This is a genomic window from Arthrobacter sp. M2012083, from assembly GCF_000281065.1.
GTDB lineage: Bacteria > Actinomycetota > Actinomycetes > Actinomycetales > Micrococcaceae > Arthrobacter.
Window position 1 is genome coordinate 21,971 of the sequence record NZ_AKKK01000011.1, and the last position, 15,073, is coordinate 37,043.

Annotated in this window: 13 protein-coding genes; 11 read left to right on the forward strand and 2 right to left on the reverse strand. The window is 61.1% G+C overall.

Features of this window, described 5'->3' with window-relative positions; all coding sequences use genetic code 11:
• The first annotated feature begins 12 nt into the window (after positions 1–12).
• The 8 genes from A477_RS0106985 (at position 13) to A477_RS0107020 (ending at position 9,414) form a co-directional block, all read left to right on the forward strand.
• Positions 13–1,170 (forward strand): zinc-binding dehydrogenase, encoded by a 1,158-nt coding sequence (locus A477_RS0106985; protein ID WP_017198304.1) that lies wholly within the window; start codon positions 13–15, stop codon positions 1,168–1,170.
• Positions 1,167–2,393, forward strand: coding sequence for a CaiB/BaiF CoA transferase family protein (locus A477_RS22150; RefSeq protein WP_017198305.1), 1,227 nt, complete (start codon positions 1,167–1,169; stop codon positions 2,391–2,393). The genes A477_RS0106985 and A477_RS22150 overlap by 4 nt, the downstream gene beginning before the upstream one ends.
• Entirely contained in the window at positions 2,380–2,775 is a 396-nt protein-coding gene (locus tag A477_RS22750) for a Zn-ribbon domain-containing OB-fold protein (protein ID WP_017198306.1), read from the forward strand. The genes A477_RS22150 and A477_RS22750 overlap by 14 nt, the downstream gene beginning before the upstream one ends.
• Complete coding sequence (locus A477_RS0107000) at positions 2,768–3,913, forward strand: thiolase family protein (protein ID WP_017198307.1); 1,146 nt, start codon at positions 2,768–2,770, stop codon at positions 3,911–3,913. Before A477_RS22750 ends, A477_RS0107000 begins: the two co-directional genes overlap by 8 nt.
• Positions 3,914–4,053: 140 nt before the next feature.
• Entirely contained in the window at positions 4,054–4,815 is a 762-nt protein-coding gene (locus tag A477_RS0107005) for a GntR family transcriptional regulator (RefSeq protein WP_017198308.1), read from the forward strand.
• A 111-nt stretch (positions 4,816–4,926) separates the two neighbouring features.
• Complete coding sequence (locus A477_RS0107010) at positions 4,927–5,421, forward strand: carboxymuconolactone decarboxylase family protein (protein ID WP_017198309.1); 495 nt, start codon at positions 4,927–4,929, stop codon at positions 5,419–5,421.
• Between the two features lie 250 nt (positions 5,422–5,671).
• Positions 5,672–7,828 (forward strand): amylo-alpha-1,6-glucosidase, encoded by a 2,157-nt coding sequence (locus tag A477_RS0107015; protein ID WP_017198310.1) that lies wholly within the window; start codon positions 5,672–5,674, stop codon positions 7,826–7,828.
• 554 nt (positions 7,829–8,382) lie between these two features.
• A complete protein-coding gene (locus tag A477_RS0107020; RefSeq protein WP_017198311.1) occupies positions 8,383–9,414 on the forward strand; it encodes an LLM class flavin-dependent oxidoreductase in 1,032 nt (343 codons plus the stop codon).
• A 19-nt stretch (positions 9,415–9,433) separates the two neighbouring features.
• Here A477_RS0107020 and A477_RS0107025 read toward each other — a convergent pair whose 3' ends face one another.
• Positions 9,434–10,102, reverse strand: a complete 669-nt coding sequence (locus tag A477_RS0107025; RefSeq protein ID WP_017198312.1) for a response regulator — start codon at positions 10,100–10,102, stop codon at positions 9,434–9,436.
• Complete coding sequence (locus A477_RS0107030; RefSeq protein WP_017198313.1) at positions 10,099–11,676, reverse strand: sensor histidine kinase; 1,578 nt, start codon at positions 11,674–11,676, stop codon at positions 10,099–10,101. Before A477_RS0107030 ends, A477_RS0107025 begins: the two co-directional genes overlap by 4 nt.
• Before the next feature lie 275 nt (positions 11,677–11,951).
• Here A477_RS0107030 and A477_RS0107040 point away from each other — a divergent pair, with 275 nt between their 5' ends.
• Genes A477_RS0107040 through A477_RS0107050 form a run of 3 tightly spaced genes read left to right on the forward strand, consistent with a single transcriptional unit; the run spans position 11,952 to position 15,063 of the window.
• On the forward strand, positions 11,952–12,956 hold the full coding sequence (locus A477_RS0107040; protein WP_017198315.1) for a Bug family tripartite tricarboxylate transporter substrate binding protein: 1,005 nt from the start codon (positions 11,952–11,954) through the stop codon (positions 12,954–12,956).
• Positions 12,953–13,456, forward strand: a complete 504-nt coding sequence (locus A477_RS0107045; protein ID WP_017198316.1) for a tripartite tricarboxylate transporter TctB family protein — start codon at positions 12,953–12,955, stop codon at positions 13,454–13,456. Before A477_RS0107040 ends, A477_RS0107045 begins: the two co-directional genes overlap by 4 nt.
• Positions 13,456–15,063, forward strand: coding sequence for a tripartite tricarboxylate transporter permease (locus tag A477_RS0107050; protein ID WP_017198317.1), 1,608 nt, complete (start codon positions 13,456–13,458; stop codon positions 15,061–15,063). Before A477_RS0107045 ends, A477_RS0107050 begins: the two co-directional genes overlap by 1 nt.
• Positions 15,064–15,073 lie beyond the last annotated feature (10 nt).

A 15,073-nucleotide genomic window follows, 5' to 3' on the forward strand; every position in this document is an offset into this window, starting at 1 on the left:
TTAGGAAGAATCATGACAAACAGCATTCTCGACATCCCAAAAACAAGCCGCGCGGCCGTCCTGACACAGCACGGCAAAGATCTCGAAATCCGGGATGTCCCCATCCCCCGCGATCTCGAGCACGGCGCCCTGCTGGTCAGGATCGAAGCAGCTACCATCTGCGGCTCAGATCTGCATCTGTGGGACGGATCCCTCGCCGGCAGCCAAGGGGTCGATCTCCCGGTCATCCCAGGCCATGAAATGGTAGGACGCATCGTGGCCTTCGGGCCCGGTGCCGACACGGATACTTTCGGGGCACCCCTGGAGCTGGGGGACCGCATCTGCTTCACCCACGCCTCGTGCAACAACTGCGACCACTGCCGTCTGGACAACCAGCCCACGCTGTGCACCAACCGGCAGTACTACATGTTCACAAATTGCGAACGCCCGCCGTACCTGGTCGGCGGTTTTTCGGAATACTGCTACGTCTTCCCGAACTCGGGCCGGGTCCGTGTCCCCGATGAAGTACCAACCGCGTGGGCATCAGCAGCCAGCTGCGCGTTGCGTACCGTAGTTCATTCTTTTGAGCGCATCGGGAAGATGAACCCATGGGAGAACGTAGTCATCCAGGGCGCGGGACCGCTCGGGCTCTTCGCCACAGCCTTGGCCGATTATCTGGGCGCAGGGCGGATCATCACCATAGGCGCCCCGGAAAGCCGCCTGTCCATCGCCAAGCAATACGGAGCAACCGACACCATTTCAATCGCTGACGCACCGAACCCGGAAGACCGCATCAACGCCGTAAGGGAGCTGCTTGGCGGGCGGGGAGCCGAAGTCGTTTTCGAGTTTTCCGGTGCACGGACAGCCTTCACCGAGGGCTTGGGGATGATCAAAGAAGGTGGCAGGTACATGGTTACCGGCCAAATCGACGGTCCCGGAAAGGAAGTTCCTGTCCGTCCTGGCTTCATCACACGCCAACAGTTGACCATCATGGGTACCTGGTCCGGACACATCGCCGAATACCGCAAGGCACTGGAGTTCATGAAGAACTCCAAGGGCAAATACGACTTCGGGGCTCTGGTTCCCACCTATTACGGACTGGACCAGGTCAACGACGCCATGTCACGGATGCGCTCACAGGAGGACATCAAGCCCCTCATCGTCCCCCACGGCACAGAGGCGCTGGCATGAGACCGCTTGAAGGCCTCCGGGTCCTGGAACTCGGACAATATATCGCAGCTCCCTACTGCGCCATGCTGCTGGCGGACCTCGGCGCAGAGGTCATCAAGATCGAGAAGCCCGTCACAGGAGACCCTCGCCGTGCATACGACCCCTACATTGAAGCTGAAGGAGGGGGGCTCAGCGGCGGCTTCCTGAGCTACAACCGGAACAAAAAATCCGTGACACTCGACTTGTCGGAACCCGACGACCGGGCGGCATACGTGCGCCTGGTCCGAACTGCAGACATCATCATCGAAAACCTGCGACCGGGCGCTGTGGACAAGCTCGGGATCGGCTATGACACGCTTCGCGAGGAAAACCCGCGGCTGGTCTACGCCGCAATCAGCGGGTACGGGCGCCTTAAGAGCCGCCGAGGAGACTACGCCGACCGCCCGGCGTTCGATACCGCCATTCAAGCGATGGGTGGGATGATGTCCGTGACAGGTGAACCCTCCGGACCCCCGCTGCCGACCGTCACCGGTTTCGCCGACATCTACACAGCCGTTTACGCCTCTGTAGGTATCCTCGCTGCAATTCAAGGGCGACACCGTACCGGCTCCGGCGCCTTCGTCGACCAGAGCATGTACGACACCGTTGCTTCGCTCTTGGAACGTGAGCTAATGCTCTGGGACTTCACCAAGGAACCACGAAAGCGGGGCGTGGACAAATACGCCCCGTTAGGCTCACTGCAGGCCAAAGACGGCTTTATCGCCTTGATCCTGCCAACAGAAGAAATGTGGCGCCGGCTCTGTACTGCCCTGGATCGACCGGACCTCCTCAGTCATCCACTACTCCAAAGCGTTACGCAGCGGGCCGAGAACTTCGCCACCCTCATCCGCCCGGAAGCCGAAAAATGGACTGCAGTGCGTACGCGCCGTGAAATTGTCGAAGCCTTCGCAGCCGTCGGCCTTCCGGCGGGGGAAATCCAGACAATCGACGAGCTCTATGACTGCCAACATCTGGCCGCCAGGAACATGTTCATCAGCATTGATGACCAGTTCGCCGGAAAACACCGAATGATCCGGACGCCAATCCTCATGGATGCATACGACGAACCCCGTCCTGACTCGGCACCAAAACTGGGCGGTAGCAACGCTGAGCTCCTTGAGGGTCAAGACAGCGAGGGATACCCCAAGATCGAAACGCCTCCCCTGAGCGCAGCCCTCCTAGGAGCAAGCAATGACACAAATTGAAAAGACCCCTTTGCGCGACGACGTCATAAGTCTGGAAGACGGGCTGCTGGGTATCGTCTGCACCGCCTGCCGGCGGCACTCCTTCCCACAGAGACTTCTCTGCCTACACTGCGGTTCGGACCAGGTGGAAAACGTAAGCCTGCCCGAGCAAGGCCGCGTCTGCAGTTGGACGGTTGTCCGTCAGGCACCCGAACATCTAAAAACCCCATACACGCTGGTCACGGTGGACTTCGAAGATGGCAACAGAGTACTTGGGGCCGCTGAAGGCAACGTCAGAATCGGGTCTCCCGTGACCGTTGAGCTATACCCAAAAACCGTGGACGAATCAGGAAATTCCCAATGGTGGTACCGCTTCCGGGAAGTAGAGGAATTCAATGAGTGAGACATTCATCGCCGGGGCAGGAATGGTCCGCTTCGGTAAATATCCGGCGGACATAACCCTGGAAAACCTGGCCGTGCGAGCCGCCCGCGAAGCGATAGCCGATTCATCCGCCGCGCCTGCGGATATCGAAGCGGTTTACATGGGCCACGTCTTTGGCGGCCCTGTGGCTGGGCAGCGCGTAGCCGTCCAGCTAGGTCTCGGCGGGCTCCCGGTATCCAACCATGAGAATTACTGTGCCAGCGGAGCAACAGCAATCCGTGAGGCCTGGATCGCCATAAAAGCCGGACTCTACGACATTGTCCTCGTCATCGGAGCCGAGAAAATGACTGACCGCGTCGCCGGAGGGGTCATGCCAGACCCCGCCGATCTCGATGCGATCAACGGCCTGGTCATGGCGGCAAACCATGGAATGAGCGCACGTCGGTACATGCACGACCACGGTGCCACCAGGGAGCAGATTGCCGCCGTAGCCGTAAAGAACCACGCGCACTCTGTGCACAACCCTTACGCTCAGTATCAGCGGCCAATAAGCCTCAATGAAGTGCTTGACGCCAGGATCATCGCGGAACCGCTGGGTCTTTTGGACTGTAGCCCAATCAGCGACGGAGCCGCCGCCGTCATTCTCTGCAGTAAAGCTGGCCTCGCAAAACTCAAGATCGGTTCAGCTCCGCGTATAGCGGGGTGCGCCCTGGTCAGCGGCAAGGTCGTATCCTCGACATCCGGGCTCAACGATGAAGACGTCTCCCGCCGGGCGGCCGAACAGGCGTGGAACATTTCAGGCTACGGACCTAAGGATATCGATCTGGTTGAAATGCACGACTGCTTCACCATCGCAGAGATCGTAAGGCTGGAAGGCCTGGGACTCATCCCGGTGGGTGAAGGCGGAGTCTGGACGGAGAACGGCAACACCTCGCTTGGTGGAAAGCTGCCTGTCAACACCAGTGGGGGTCTGCTAAGCCGGGGGCACCCGGTGGGCGCCACCGGCGTAGCTCAGATATGCGAACTTACGTGGCAGCTGACTGATCGCGCCGGCGCGCGACAAGTCGAGGAAGCCCGCCTTGGCCTGGCCTACTGCAAAGGCGGGACAGTCAGCGGCACAGATGGAGGTTCGGTCACGGTACTCATGGTTGAAAGATAAACAGGCAGCCCTCTGGTTCCCCAGCTCTTACGAGGGAACCAGAGGGCCATTGAGTCAATCGTTCAGTGGACCGGAAATTCGTCCGGACATATGTGCTAGGTTGGTCCCAGCGTGACAGTACACGGGCCTGAGGAGGTGGAATGCGGTTAGAAGCGGATACGCAACGCGTTGTTCCGGCTTACCGTCTTCTTGCAGCCCGGATACGGGCCGACATCGTTGCAGGCGTGTATTCGGAAGGCCGGAAACTGCCTACCGAAAGTGAACTGCAGGCTGCCCACAAGGTAAGCCGGCACACAGTCCGGGAAGCCTTGCAGATCTTGCTGACCGAGGGCTTGATATACCGGGTTCAGGGAAGCGGCACATACGTCAATGGTCGCCAAGATCCACAGGGTCGTTATGTCCGGTCCATTGGCTCTTTGGACGAAATCATCGTCTGGCCCGACACGACGACGGAAGTTCTCGAACCCTTTTCAGTGGTGGTGGAGCCATCCATAGCTGCGCGCATGGGCCTCACGTACATCGAAGTCAGCCGGGCCACAGTTCGCCGGTCCTATAACGGGGTTCCTTTCGTGCTCACCCGACACTATGTCGACCCTACCCTCGGCGCGAAGCTCGCAGCATTGGGAGACGAGTCCCCAGGTGAAGGCACGGTGATTGGAACCGCCGAACACTTCTTGGACAAGCCTATTGCCGGAGCCCGTCAGGAAATTACTGCCATGAACGCACCGGAGCACGAAGCGGAGCTGATCGGCTGCGAAGCAGGGGATGCCATCCTGCTCATTGAACGTCTCTACTACGATGCGGACGGAAAGTTCATCGAATTCACGTCCTCGCATTTCAACCCGCGCCGCTACGCCTATCGAATGGAACTACGCAGAAGCTCCAGCAGCCCCCGACGTTAGGGGCACCTCCCTGTGCTCTATTCCGCGTGAGTTGGACTGCCGAGAAGAAACAGGGAGGGCGGGGACCTGTCACGCCGACGCTCCACTCGACCTTTCCCACAAGGAGCTTGTATGTTCGCCCAGCACCCCAACATTCACAACTACCAGGCCGACTCTTCCCGGTATGAACGTGGAATGCAGGCCTTGAAGACGTTGAGTCCCGCCACGGGACCCAAGGTTGTGACGTCACTGGCAGGCGTAGCCCCCGCCCTAGCCGAGCACATGGTTGCTTTTGGTTACGGCGACGTATACGCCGGCACCGCCCTCTCGCCGTCTCAAAGGCAACTTGTCACGCTGGGCATCCTCACGGCGCTGGGCGGATGTGAGGCTCAACTGGACTTCCATCTCAACGCCTCTCTGAATGTGGGCCTCTCCCCCGCTGAAATCATTGAAGCCCTGACCCAATCCGCCGTCTACTGCGGCTTTCCTCGAGCCCTGAACGCAGTATTCGTCGCCAAGAGAGTTTTCACTGAAAGAGGCCTGCTCCCAGCCAACAGCAGCAACGGGTTTAAGGCCGAGGAACCCACGCAGGAGCCAGAGCCAGGCAAAGATGGCGGACCAAAATAGCTCCGCACGTCACCCTGCCCGGTTGGCCCATTACACGAGGACTGTAAGCACCGGCCCAATCGGGTCTGCAGCTGTCTCCGTCCGGGGGGTAACCCAAACCAGTTGACTCTAAGTGCCAGCTAGCCTCCACATTCTGACGTTCACTGGCATGGCCCTAGAGACCGGCGTACCTTGATACCAGACCTACGGGGACGCCTTGTAACAACTTGTAGCCCTACGCTCACTGGTAGTCGTTATGGAGGGATCAGGGATGGCTGGATGGAACAATGACACAGCCGCCGGGCCCGTGGGCGCTGGGTCTGTGACCCTGGTGGAGGGAACGTCGTTCTGCATTTCCTCGCCCAATGGCGACATCCGTGAAGGAACTCCTCAGGGAATCTTCCTTCACGACACCCGAATGGTGTCCAGCTGGAGCCTCACCATTGACGGCCAATCACTGGAGGCCCTGGCTTCCGAAATGCAGGAGCCGTATAGGGCGCTCTTTGTCGGACGGGTCAACCGAGCCGACGGATACGCGGACAGCCCCTTGATTGTGGAACGACTACGAGAAGTAGACGCTGGAGTAACAGAACGACTCACGGTGTGGAACTACTCCCTCAAGCCAGCAACTTGCGAGGTTTCGTTAAGCGTTGCCTGCGATTTTGCCGATCTCTTCGAGGTGAAGGAGGCCCGGACTCCTCGAACCTGGGAGGAGACCCGTCAACCTGAACAAGAAGCGCTGATTATCCGAGCTACATGGCGGGACGCGCGGAAGGGTGTGGTCATCCAGGCCCCGGACGCGACGATCGACCATGAAGGCATGTCATTTCGAATTCACATCGCACCCCAAGCCTCTTGGACCACGGCCGTCAGGATCGTTCAGCTCCTTGGCACGGCCTCGCCCGATCCTGTTGCGAACCCCACAGACAACCGCGAGCCTTCGCCAAGCGACCGCCGCCGACAGGAATGGGTAGCGAAGATTCCCCTCCTACAGATAGGCAACCGCTCCATAGAACGAACCATCCGACACAGTTACGACGACCTTGGAGCTCTCCGCATAGAGGACCCCAATCATCAAAACCGTGTTGTAGTGGCGGCCGGCGCACCATGGTTCATGACACTGTTCGGCAGAGATTCACTCTGGGCCTCCCTGATGGCGCTCCCTGTAGATCCCTCTTTAGCTTTGGGGACGTTGCAAACCTTGGCTGACCGGCAAGGCCACCAAGTGGATCCGATAACTGAAGAAGAACCTGGCAAGATTCTCCACGAAATTAGACTGGACATCTCGAGCGGGCTTTCCCTCGGCGGCAAATCCACTTACTACGGAAGCGTCGATGCCACACCGCTTTTTGTCATGCTTTTGGGTTCAGTCAGTCGCTGGGGATTCGCTTCAGAAACAATCTCCGCCCTCCTGCCACATGCCGACCGCGCACTGGAATGGATACGCCGATACGGAGATAGGGACGGGGACGGGTTCGTCGAGTATGAACGGCTGACCGACCAAGGACTGATCAATCAGGGCTGGAAAGACTCCTGGGATGGGGTCAACTTTGCCGACGGGACGCTGGCTGAACCGCCGATCGCCCTCTGCGAAGTCCAAGCCTACGTCTACACCGCATACCTTGCACGTGCTTGGATGGCCTACGACGCTGGTGACGTGAAGTTAGGAGATGACCTCGCCGCCCGTGCGGCTGAACTCAAGAAGCGTTTCAACGAAAAATTTTGGATACCCGAGCGGGGTTACTACGCCATCGCCCTTGACGGCAAGAAGCGACAGGTGGACGCTTGCGCATCCAACATGGGCCAATGTCTATGGCTTGGCCTCGTGGACGAAGACAAAGCACCGCTTGTCGTGGAGCGGCTAATGTCTAAAGAAATGTTCAGCGGCTGGGGGATCCGGACTCTCGCAAGCAATATGGGCGCCTATAACCCCGCAAGCTACCACAATGGCTCGGTTTGGCCCCACGATAACGCCATCATCGTCGCGGGGTTGGTGCGCTACGGATTTGTAGCCGAAGCCCAACGAGTCGCCATTGCCCTGCTCGACGCTGCCGAAAATTGGGACGGGCGACTTCCGGAGCTTTTTTGTGGGTTCGACCGGACGCGTTTCAAGGAACCAATCCCCTACCCCACCGCCTGCTCACCGCAGGCCTGGGCGGCCACTGCGCCAATCCTGCTCATTACAAGCCTGATGCAGTACGACACCCACGTTTCTCAGGGTGGCCTCTGGATGGATCCCGTGCTCCCCGAATCCTTTGGAGATCTTCACGTCAGTAATGCACCAATGAGTAACGGCCGACTCACTATCGACATTGTGAACGGAAGGCCATCCATTCAAGGGCTACCCAAGGGGATGACGTTCCACCGCGGCCACCGCCCTTGGCTAACTGAACTGGTGCAGCAAGCTAAGCGAACCTCAACCGCTTAAGACACAGGTCGGCCCCTTAGCATCCTGGCTGATCAGACTGAACCTCACTCCGATAAGGCCTCAAGCCCCCGGGCTTCAAGTCGGCGATGGTGCAGATCGGGTATTAGGTCAGGCCGGGCTGACACGCACACACCCTAAATGCGTCCTGACTCCTTCGTCTCAGCAACGCCTCAGATCAGGTGTTCTTGCGAATCTCGAAGCGACGCATTTTGTTGGGATTCCATAGTCCTTCGACCCGACGGTCTCTCACCCGAAAGGCTGATTCCTCCACGGCCCATCACGCTGTCCTTTGTTGCGATCGCTCAGTGTGGTAGTTGAAGAAGTCCGCCATGTTCTATACGACATACGAGGGCTTAGCGGCGTTTGGCATTTGTTGGGCCAATCCGGCTTTACCGTTTTGGACAGAAGCAAGCGCTAAGTAATTTTGCACGGGACTTTGCCTTTACGCACCCTGGCGCCTCCACCCCCATCACAAAAGGTAACCTCCCGCCGTCGTGGTCGGTACCGGCCCTTATTCTGGGCAGTAGCCGCCCCGCCAAACGCGAAGGAATGCCATGCCCAGCCCCGAACGCCCCCTCCGCAAGCTTGGATTTCTGACTATTGGCCTCTTCGACCCAGCCGACCCTGCGGCTGGCCACCGGTCGACATTGGAGATCATCGAACTCGGCGAGCAGTTGGGATTCGACAGCGCCTGGTTACGCCACCGTCACTTGCAGTTCGGCATCTCCTCCCCTGTCGCGGTGATGGCTGCCGCAAGCCAGCGCACGTCCAGGATTGAGCTCGGCACCGCCGTGACTCCGCTGGGTTGGGAAAACCCCCTGCGGCTGGCAGAGGACCTGGCCACGGTGGATCTGCTCGCCGGGGGACGGATCAATCCCGGCCTGAGCGTGGGTGAACCGATGCATTACGACACCGTGAAGCACCATCTATACGCCGATTCCTGGGACGTCGAAGACTTCAGCTATGACCGCGTAGACCGGTTCGCCCGCCTGGTCGCGGGCGAAAAAGTGAGGGACTTCTCCGGCAAGCAAGGCGTTGTGGAGGAATTCTCCAACCGGGTGGAGCCGCACTCCCCGGGACTGCGCAGCCGTCTTTGGTACGGGGCAGGCAGTATGAAGTCTGCCGTTTGGGCCGGTGAAAACGGCTTCAACCTGTTGTCCAGCAGTGTGATTTTTCCCGACAAGGATCAAGAACCGGACTTTGCAAAGGTCCAGCAATCGCAGATTCGGGCGTACCGCGACGCCGCCCACGCGTCCGGAAACACGGCCCGGGCTTCGCAAGGCTTAGTGGTCATCCCCACTGATTCCGCTTCCAGCGCCCAGCGCGAGAAGTACCAGCGGTACGTCGATGAACGGACTCCCCGCACGAGGGCTCCGCAGGGGCCGAAGGGCATGCTGTTCGCCCGGGATCTGATCGGCACCAGCGATGAAATTGCCCGGCAACTTTACGCCCATGCGGGTTTCCAGGAAGTGGACGAGGTGGCGTTCGCACTGCCCTTCAGCTTCGACCACGAGGACTACGTGCAGATCCTCACCGACATTGCGACAAAATTGGGCCCAGCCTTGGGGTGGAAACCGGTCGCATAGAGCGTAGCGCCGCCGAGGCTCACCGCCCCTTCAGCAGGTATCGCCGTTCAGGGCGTCCGACGCCGTACTTCAGTCTGACCTCCAGCGCCCCCTCGTCGTGGAGGTACTCCAGGTAACGCCGGGCACTCACCCGGGAGGTCCCGAGTTGCTCGGCAAGCTCGGCGGCAGAGAGGTCACCCGGCGCTGTTTTCAGCGCTGATTCAACAAGTTCGAGCGTCTCCACGCTGCAACCTTTGGGCAGCGTCCGCTCGGAAACGCCCAGTCCGAAGACGCGGTTCACGTCGGACTGCTCGGCCTCCACCTTGGAGGCGTCCAGGCCCTGGTAGGCACTGAGGTAGTGCTCCAAACGTTCCTGCAGATCAGCCTGGGAGAACGGCTTGATCAGGTAGTGCACAATCCCGCCGCGCAGCGCCTTCCGGACGGTTTCCACCTCGCGGGCAGCACTGATCACCAGTACATCGAGGTCCGGTGCAACATCGCGCAGCTGGTGCATGAGTTCCAGTCCGTTGATGTCCGGGAGATGGATGTCCAGCAACACAAGGTCGGGCTGGAGCCTTTCCGTTTCCACCAGGGCCTGAGCACCCGTATGCGCCACGCCCACCACCCCGAAGCCCGGTGTCCTTTGGATGAACCCGGCGTGGACCTTGGCCACCATGAAGTCATCGTCAACAATCAGTACTTGGATCATGGCTGGGAGGCCCCTTTCGTGAATCGAGCGGTGAAGACGGCTCCGTCGTCGTTGGCCACCGTCAGGTCACCTCCGGAGCGCCGGCAGATCACCCGTGACAACGCCAGCCCAAAGCCCCGCGCATCGCCCGGTCCAGGCTCTTTCGTGGAGAAGCCTTGCCGGAAAATCTCCTCCGCGGAACCGGAAGGAACGCCGGGACCGTTGTCCCGGACGGTGACTGTGACGTTCTCACCCGAGTTAACCACCAACACTTGGACCGAGGCCCCGGGAAGTCCGGTGACGGCGTCGAACGCGTTATCCACCAGGTTCCCCACCACGGTGGTGAGGTCGCGTGACAGTTCCTCGTTGACGCGCGGCAGTGCGGACTTCGGGTCCAGCTTCAGCTCCACTCCGCGCTCCGTTGCCAGGCTGTCCTTCGCGATCAGCAGGGCTGCGAGCGCGGGGTCCTCGATACGGCTGGTGACGTCGTCGTTGAGCCGTGTCCGGTCTACGGTGGCGCCATTGACGAATTGCACCACGGAATCGTATTCGCCTATCTGGATCAGGCCGGAGATGACGTGGAGTTGGTTGGCGAACTCGTGGGCCTGGGCCCTCAAAGTGTCAGTCACGGTCTTGGTGGCGCCGAGTTCACTCTCCAGGGAGGACAGCTCGGTCCGGTCCCTCAACGTGGTGACGGAACCGATGTCGCGTCCATGGGAACGCAGGGCAACGCGGTTCATGACCACCAGCCGCTCCCCCACGAGGACCAATTGATCCGCGTCTGACTGTTCGCGGGTGAGGACTATCTTCAGCGCAGGGTCGACGTGGAGGGAGCGCAACTTCTTTCCCACACAATCCGGTGGCAGGCCCAGGAGCTGCCTGGCGCTTTCATTGGCCACCGTGATGCGCTCATGGGGATCCAAAGCGACCACGCCTTCCTTGAGGCCCTGCAGCATCGCTTCACGGTTCTCCACGAGACCGGTGATCTCCCTCGGTTCCATGCCAAGGGTTTGCCGCTTGACGCGGCGGGACAACAGGAGGGATCCGGCGACGCCCAGGACGCTGGCGACACCCAGATAGGTGAGCAGGTTGGGAACGGCGTCGCCTAGTCGCTCAATGGTGGATGGGTAGTTCCTGCTGATGGATGCAACGCCAATGACTTTTCCGGAATCGTCCAGGACTGGGACGTGGGCGGACAGCACGGCACCGCTGCTGCCTGGCAGCACACCTGTCCAGGCGCGCCCTTCCATCACTTGGCTCTCACCCAGCGGCAGGGGTTGGCCCAACAGGCTGGGATCCGATGAAGCAACCACGGTGCCGTCAAGTTTGGCGAGTGCCACATGTGATGATCCCGAAACGGTGCGCACGGATTCGGCCACGGCCGGGAGGGCTGAACCGACGCGCGGTTCGGCCTCCGGCAGCAACGCGCGGACAGTAGGGTTGCTGCCCAAGGCTTCTGCAGCCAGCAGCGCACGGCGTCCTTCAGTCCGCTCGAAGGTGGCGGCGGATTGGGCCAAGGAAATGGCAACAACGGCAACAAGAACTGCGAGGACGATCAGTAACTGCAGCACAAGGTACTGCCCTGCCAAGGACATGCCTCTTCGTCGAGTCAGTCGAGTCACTGCTGGGTTCCTTTGGTGGTGCCGGTGATCGGAGGGGCGGACAACAGCTTCCCCCGTGGCGTATCGGAACTATACCCCAGCGGCACGAAAGACCAGCTCAGCCCGCGGAAACCCATGAACGCAATGAACTTAAAGATCACTGCGAACACAAGAGTGATCCCTGTCACCTACGCGCCTAGCATCAAATCAACGGGGCACAACGCTGATCGCCCTACCACCGAATTTTCGATGATGAGAAGAGGAACACCATGCGCCAGATCCGCGCATTGCGAGTCGCCGCCGTCGCTGCCGGCATCGCCCTGATGGCCACCGGCTGCGGTGCCACAGGTAAGTCCACCGGTTCTGACAGCACCGGTGCAGCAGGACCTATCACCGGACTCCAGATCATGGTTCCCAACACTCCCGGAGGTGGCTACGACACCACCGCCCGGGCTGCCGCCAAGGTACTGGACGACGAGAAGATCTCCACCAACACCGAGGTGTTCAACCTTGCCGGCGCCGGCGGCACGGTGGGCCTTGCCCGCATCGTCAATGAAAAGGGCAACGGCGACCTCACCATGCTCATGGGCCTGGGCGTTGTTGGAGCCAGCTACACCAACAAGTCCGAGTCGAAGCTGACGGAGACCACCCCGCTGGCGAAACTCATCGAGGAACCCGGCGCCATCATGGTCAGCAAGGACTCCCCTTACAAGACCATCGATGACCTGGTGACGGCGTGGAAGGCCAACCCCGGCTCCATCGCAGTTGGCGGCGGTTCCTCGCCCGGCGGTCCGGACCACCTCCTGCCCATGCAGTTGGCCGGCGCGGTTGGCATCGACGCCACCAAGGTCAACTTCGTCTCTTACGACGGCGGTGGCGACCTTCTGCCCGCCATCCTCGGTAACAAGCTGGGCTTCGCCGCTTCCGGCGCCGGCGAGTACCTGCAGCAGATCAAGTCCGGTGAGATCCGGGTCCTGGCCACCAGTGGCGAGAACCGCTTGGAAGGTGTGGACGCTCCCACGCTGAAGGAATCCAACATTGACCTCGTCTTCACCAACTGGCGCGGCATTGTGGCCCCTCCGGGCATCAGCGAGGACGACAAGAAGTCCCTGATTGGCGCCCTTGAGAAGATGCATGCTTCCGCAGGCTGGAAGGAAGCGCTCAAGACCCACAGCTGGACCGATGCCTTCGTTACCGGCGACGAATTCCAGACGTTCCTGACAGACCAGGACAAGAGGGTGGCGGACGTCCTGACCAAGCTCGGGTTGGCGTGAGCTCCTTAGCCTCAGGCCTGAAAGGCCGCGCCGAGCTGGGGGTAGCCCTCCTGCTCGGCGTGGTCGGCGTCCTGGTCTTCCTGGACGCAAACGGCCTGGTCACCCCGTACTCGCAGTCGGACCCGGTAGGCCCCAAGACCGTCCCGTTCATTGTGTCCGGTTTGCTGATCGTCTGCGCTGTTTTGCTCGCCATCAACGTCCTCCGCGGCGGCAAGGGTGAGGCCGAGGGCGGCGAAGACGTTGACCTGGCACATCCCGCCGATTGGAAGACTGTCCTTCCGCTGGCCGGAGCTTTCATCCTGAACATCCTGCTCATCGACTGGGCCGGCTGGGTCATTTCCGGAACGGTCCTCTTCTGGGGCAGCGTGCTGGCGCTCGGCAGTCGTCGCTACATTCGTGACGGGCTTATTTCCGTCGCACTGTCCTTGCTGACCTTCTACGGCTTCTACCTCGGCCTGGGCATCGCATTGCCGGCCGGGCTCCTGGAAGGAATCCTCTAATGGACGTCTGGTCCTCCCTGATGGACGGTTTCGCGACCGCCCTCACCCCCATGAACCTCTTGTTCGCCGTGATCGGCGTACTCCTGGGCACCGCCGTCGGCGTCCTTCCCGGGCTGGGCCCGGCGATGACTGTGGCGTTGCTGCTTCCTGTCACCGCCGCCTTGGAGCCCACCAGCGCCTTCATCATGTTCGCCGGCATCTACTACGGCGGCATGTTCGGCGGTTCCACCACATCCATCCTCCTCAATACACCCGGTGAATCGTCGTCGGTGGTGACTGCCATCGAAGGCAACAAGATGGCCAAAGCCGGTAGGGCCGCACAGGCGCTGGCCACCGCGGCCATCGGTTCGTTCATCGCCGGAACCATCGGCACGGCACTACTGGCGGTCTTCGCCCCCATCGTGGTGCAGTTCGCCGTGAGCCTGGGTGCTCCCAGCTACTTTGCCATCATGGTCCTCGCGCTGCTGGCGGTGACCGCCGTCCTTGGCTCGTCCAGGCTCCGCGGATTCGCGTCGCTGGCCCTTGGTTTGGCCATCGGGCTGGTGGGCATCGACTCCGTAACCGGCCAACGCCGTTTGACCTTCGGCCAGCCCCTCCTGGTGGACGGTTTGGACATCGTGGTGGTCGCCGTCGCGATCTTCGCCGTGGGTGAAGCCCTCTGGGTTGCGGCCCACCTGCGTCGCACGCCTCTTCATGTCATCCCGGTGGGTCGTCCCTGGATGGGCAAGAAGGACTGGGGCCGTTCCTGGAAGCCTTGGCTTCGCGGCACCGCCTTTGGCTTCCCGTTCGGTGCCCTGCCCGCCGGTGGCGCGGAAATCCCCACCTTCCTCTCTTACGTCACCGAGAAACGGCTCACCAAGCACCCGGAAGAGTTCGGCAAGGGCGCCATCGAAGGCGTCGCCGGACCCGAAGCGGCCAACAATGCTGCCGCCGCCGGTACCATGACACCGCTGCTCGCACTCGGCCTCCCCACCAACGCGACAGCCGCCGTCATGCTTGCAGCCTTCACGTCCTATGGCATCCAACCCGGCCCGCAGCTGTTCTCCAGCGAAGGACCGCTGGTGTGGGCACTCATTGCGAGCCTCTTCATCGGCAACTTCCTGCTCCTGCTCATCAACCTGCCCTTGGCCCCGGTCTGGGCAAAGCTGCTGCAGCTCCCCCGCCCCTACCTCTACGCGGGCATCCTGTTCTTCGCTACCCTGGGTGCCTACTCGGTCAACCTGCAGGCCTTCGATCTTGTGATCCTGCTGGTGCTCGGTGCCCTCGGATTCATGATGCGGCGATTTGGACTTCCGGTCCTGCCGCTGATCCTCGGCGTCATCCTGGGCCCGCGCATTGAGGGCCAGCTCCGCAAGACGCTGCAGCTGAGCGCCGGCGATCCCGCTGGCCTGTTCAGCGAGCCCATCGCGATCGTGGTCTACATCATCGTGGCGCTCATCCTGGTGTGGCCGTTCATCTTCAAGCTCATCCGGCGCAACCGTCCTGTGGCGGCCACAGCGGTTCCGGGTAACTCCGGCGCCACGGTCCCGAGGGAAGCCGGCGGCGTCAGCCACGGCAGCCACCGCGCCGACGGAACAGCAGACGGCGACGGCGGAAGCGACGGCTAGCCTGGCGCCT

Excerpts from the sequence above, each read along its gene's own strand:
- A477_RS0106985 (WP_017198304.1), top strand. The coding sequence starts at position 13 with ATGACAAACAGCATTCTCGACATCCCAAAAACAAGCCGCGCGGCCGTC.
- A477_RS22150 (WP_017198305.1), top strand. The coding sequence starts at position 1,167 with ATGAGACCGCTTGAAGGCCTCCGGGTCCTGGAACTCGGACAATATATC.
- A477_RS22750 (WP_017198306.1), top strand. The coding sequence starts at position 2,380 with ATGACACAAATTGAAAAGACCCCTTTGCGCGACGACGTCATAAGTCTG.
- A477_RS0107000 (WP_017198307.1), top strand. The coding sequence starts at position 2,768 with ATGAGTGAGACATTCATCGCCGGGGCAGGAATGGTCCGCTTCGGTAAA.
- A477_RS0107005 (WP_017198308.1), top strand. The coding sequence starts at position 4,054 with ATGCGGTTAGAAGCGGATACGCAACGCGTTGTTCCGGCTTACCGTCTT.
- A477_RS0107010 (WP_017198309.1), top strand. The coding sequence starts at position 4,927 with ATGTTCGCCCAGCACCCCAACATTCACAACTACCAGGCCGACTCTTCC.
- A477_RS0107015 (WP_017198310.1), top strand. The coding sequence starts at position 5,672 with ATGGCTGGATGGAACAATGACACAGCCGCCGGGCCCGTGGGCGCTGGG.
- A477_RS0107020 (WP_017198311.1), top strand. The coding sequence starts at position 8,383 with ATGCCCAGCCCCGAACGCCCCCTCCGCAAGCTTGGATTTCTGACTATT.
- A477_RS0107025 (WP_017198312.1), bottom strand. The coding sequence starts at position 10,102 with ATGATCCAAGTACTGATTGTTGACGATGACTTCATGGTGGCCAAGGTC.
- A477_RS0107030 (WP_017198313.1), bottom strand. The coding sequence starts at position 11,676 with ATGTCCTTGGCAGGGCAGTACCTTGTGCTGCAGTTACTGATCGTCCTC.
- A477_RS0107040 (WP_017198315.1), top strand. The coding sequence starts at position 11,952 with ATGCGCCAGATCCGCGCATTGCGAGTCGCCGCCGTCGCTGCCGGCATC.
- A477_RS0107050 (WP_017198317.1), top strand. The coding sequence starts at position 13,456 with ATGGACGTCTGGTCCTCCCTGATGGACGGTTTCGCGACCGCCCTCACC.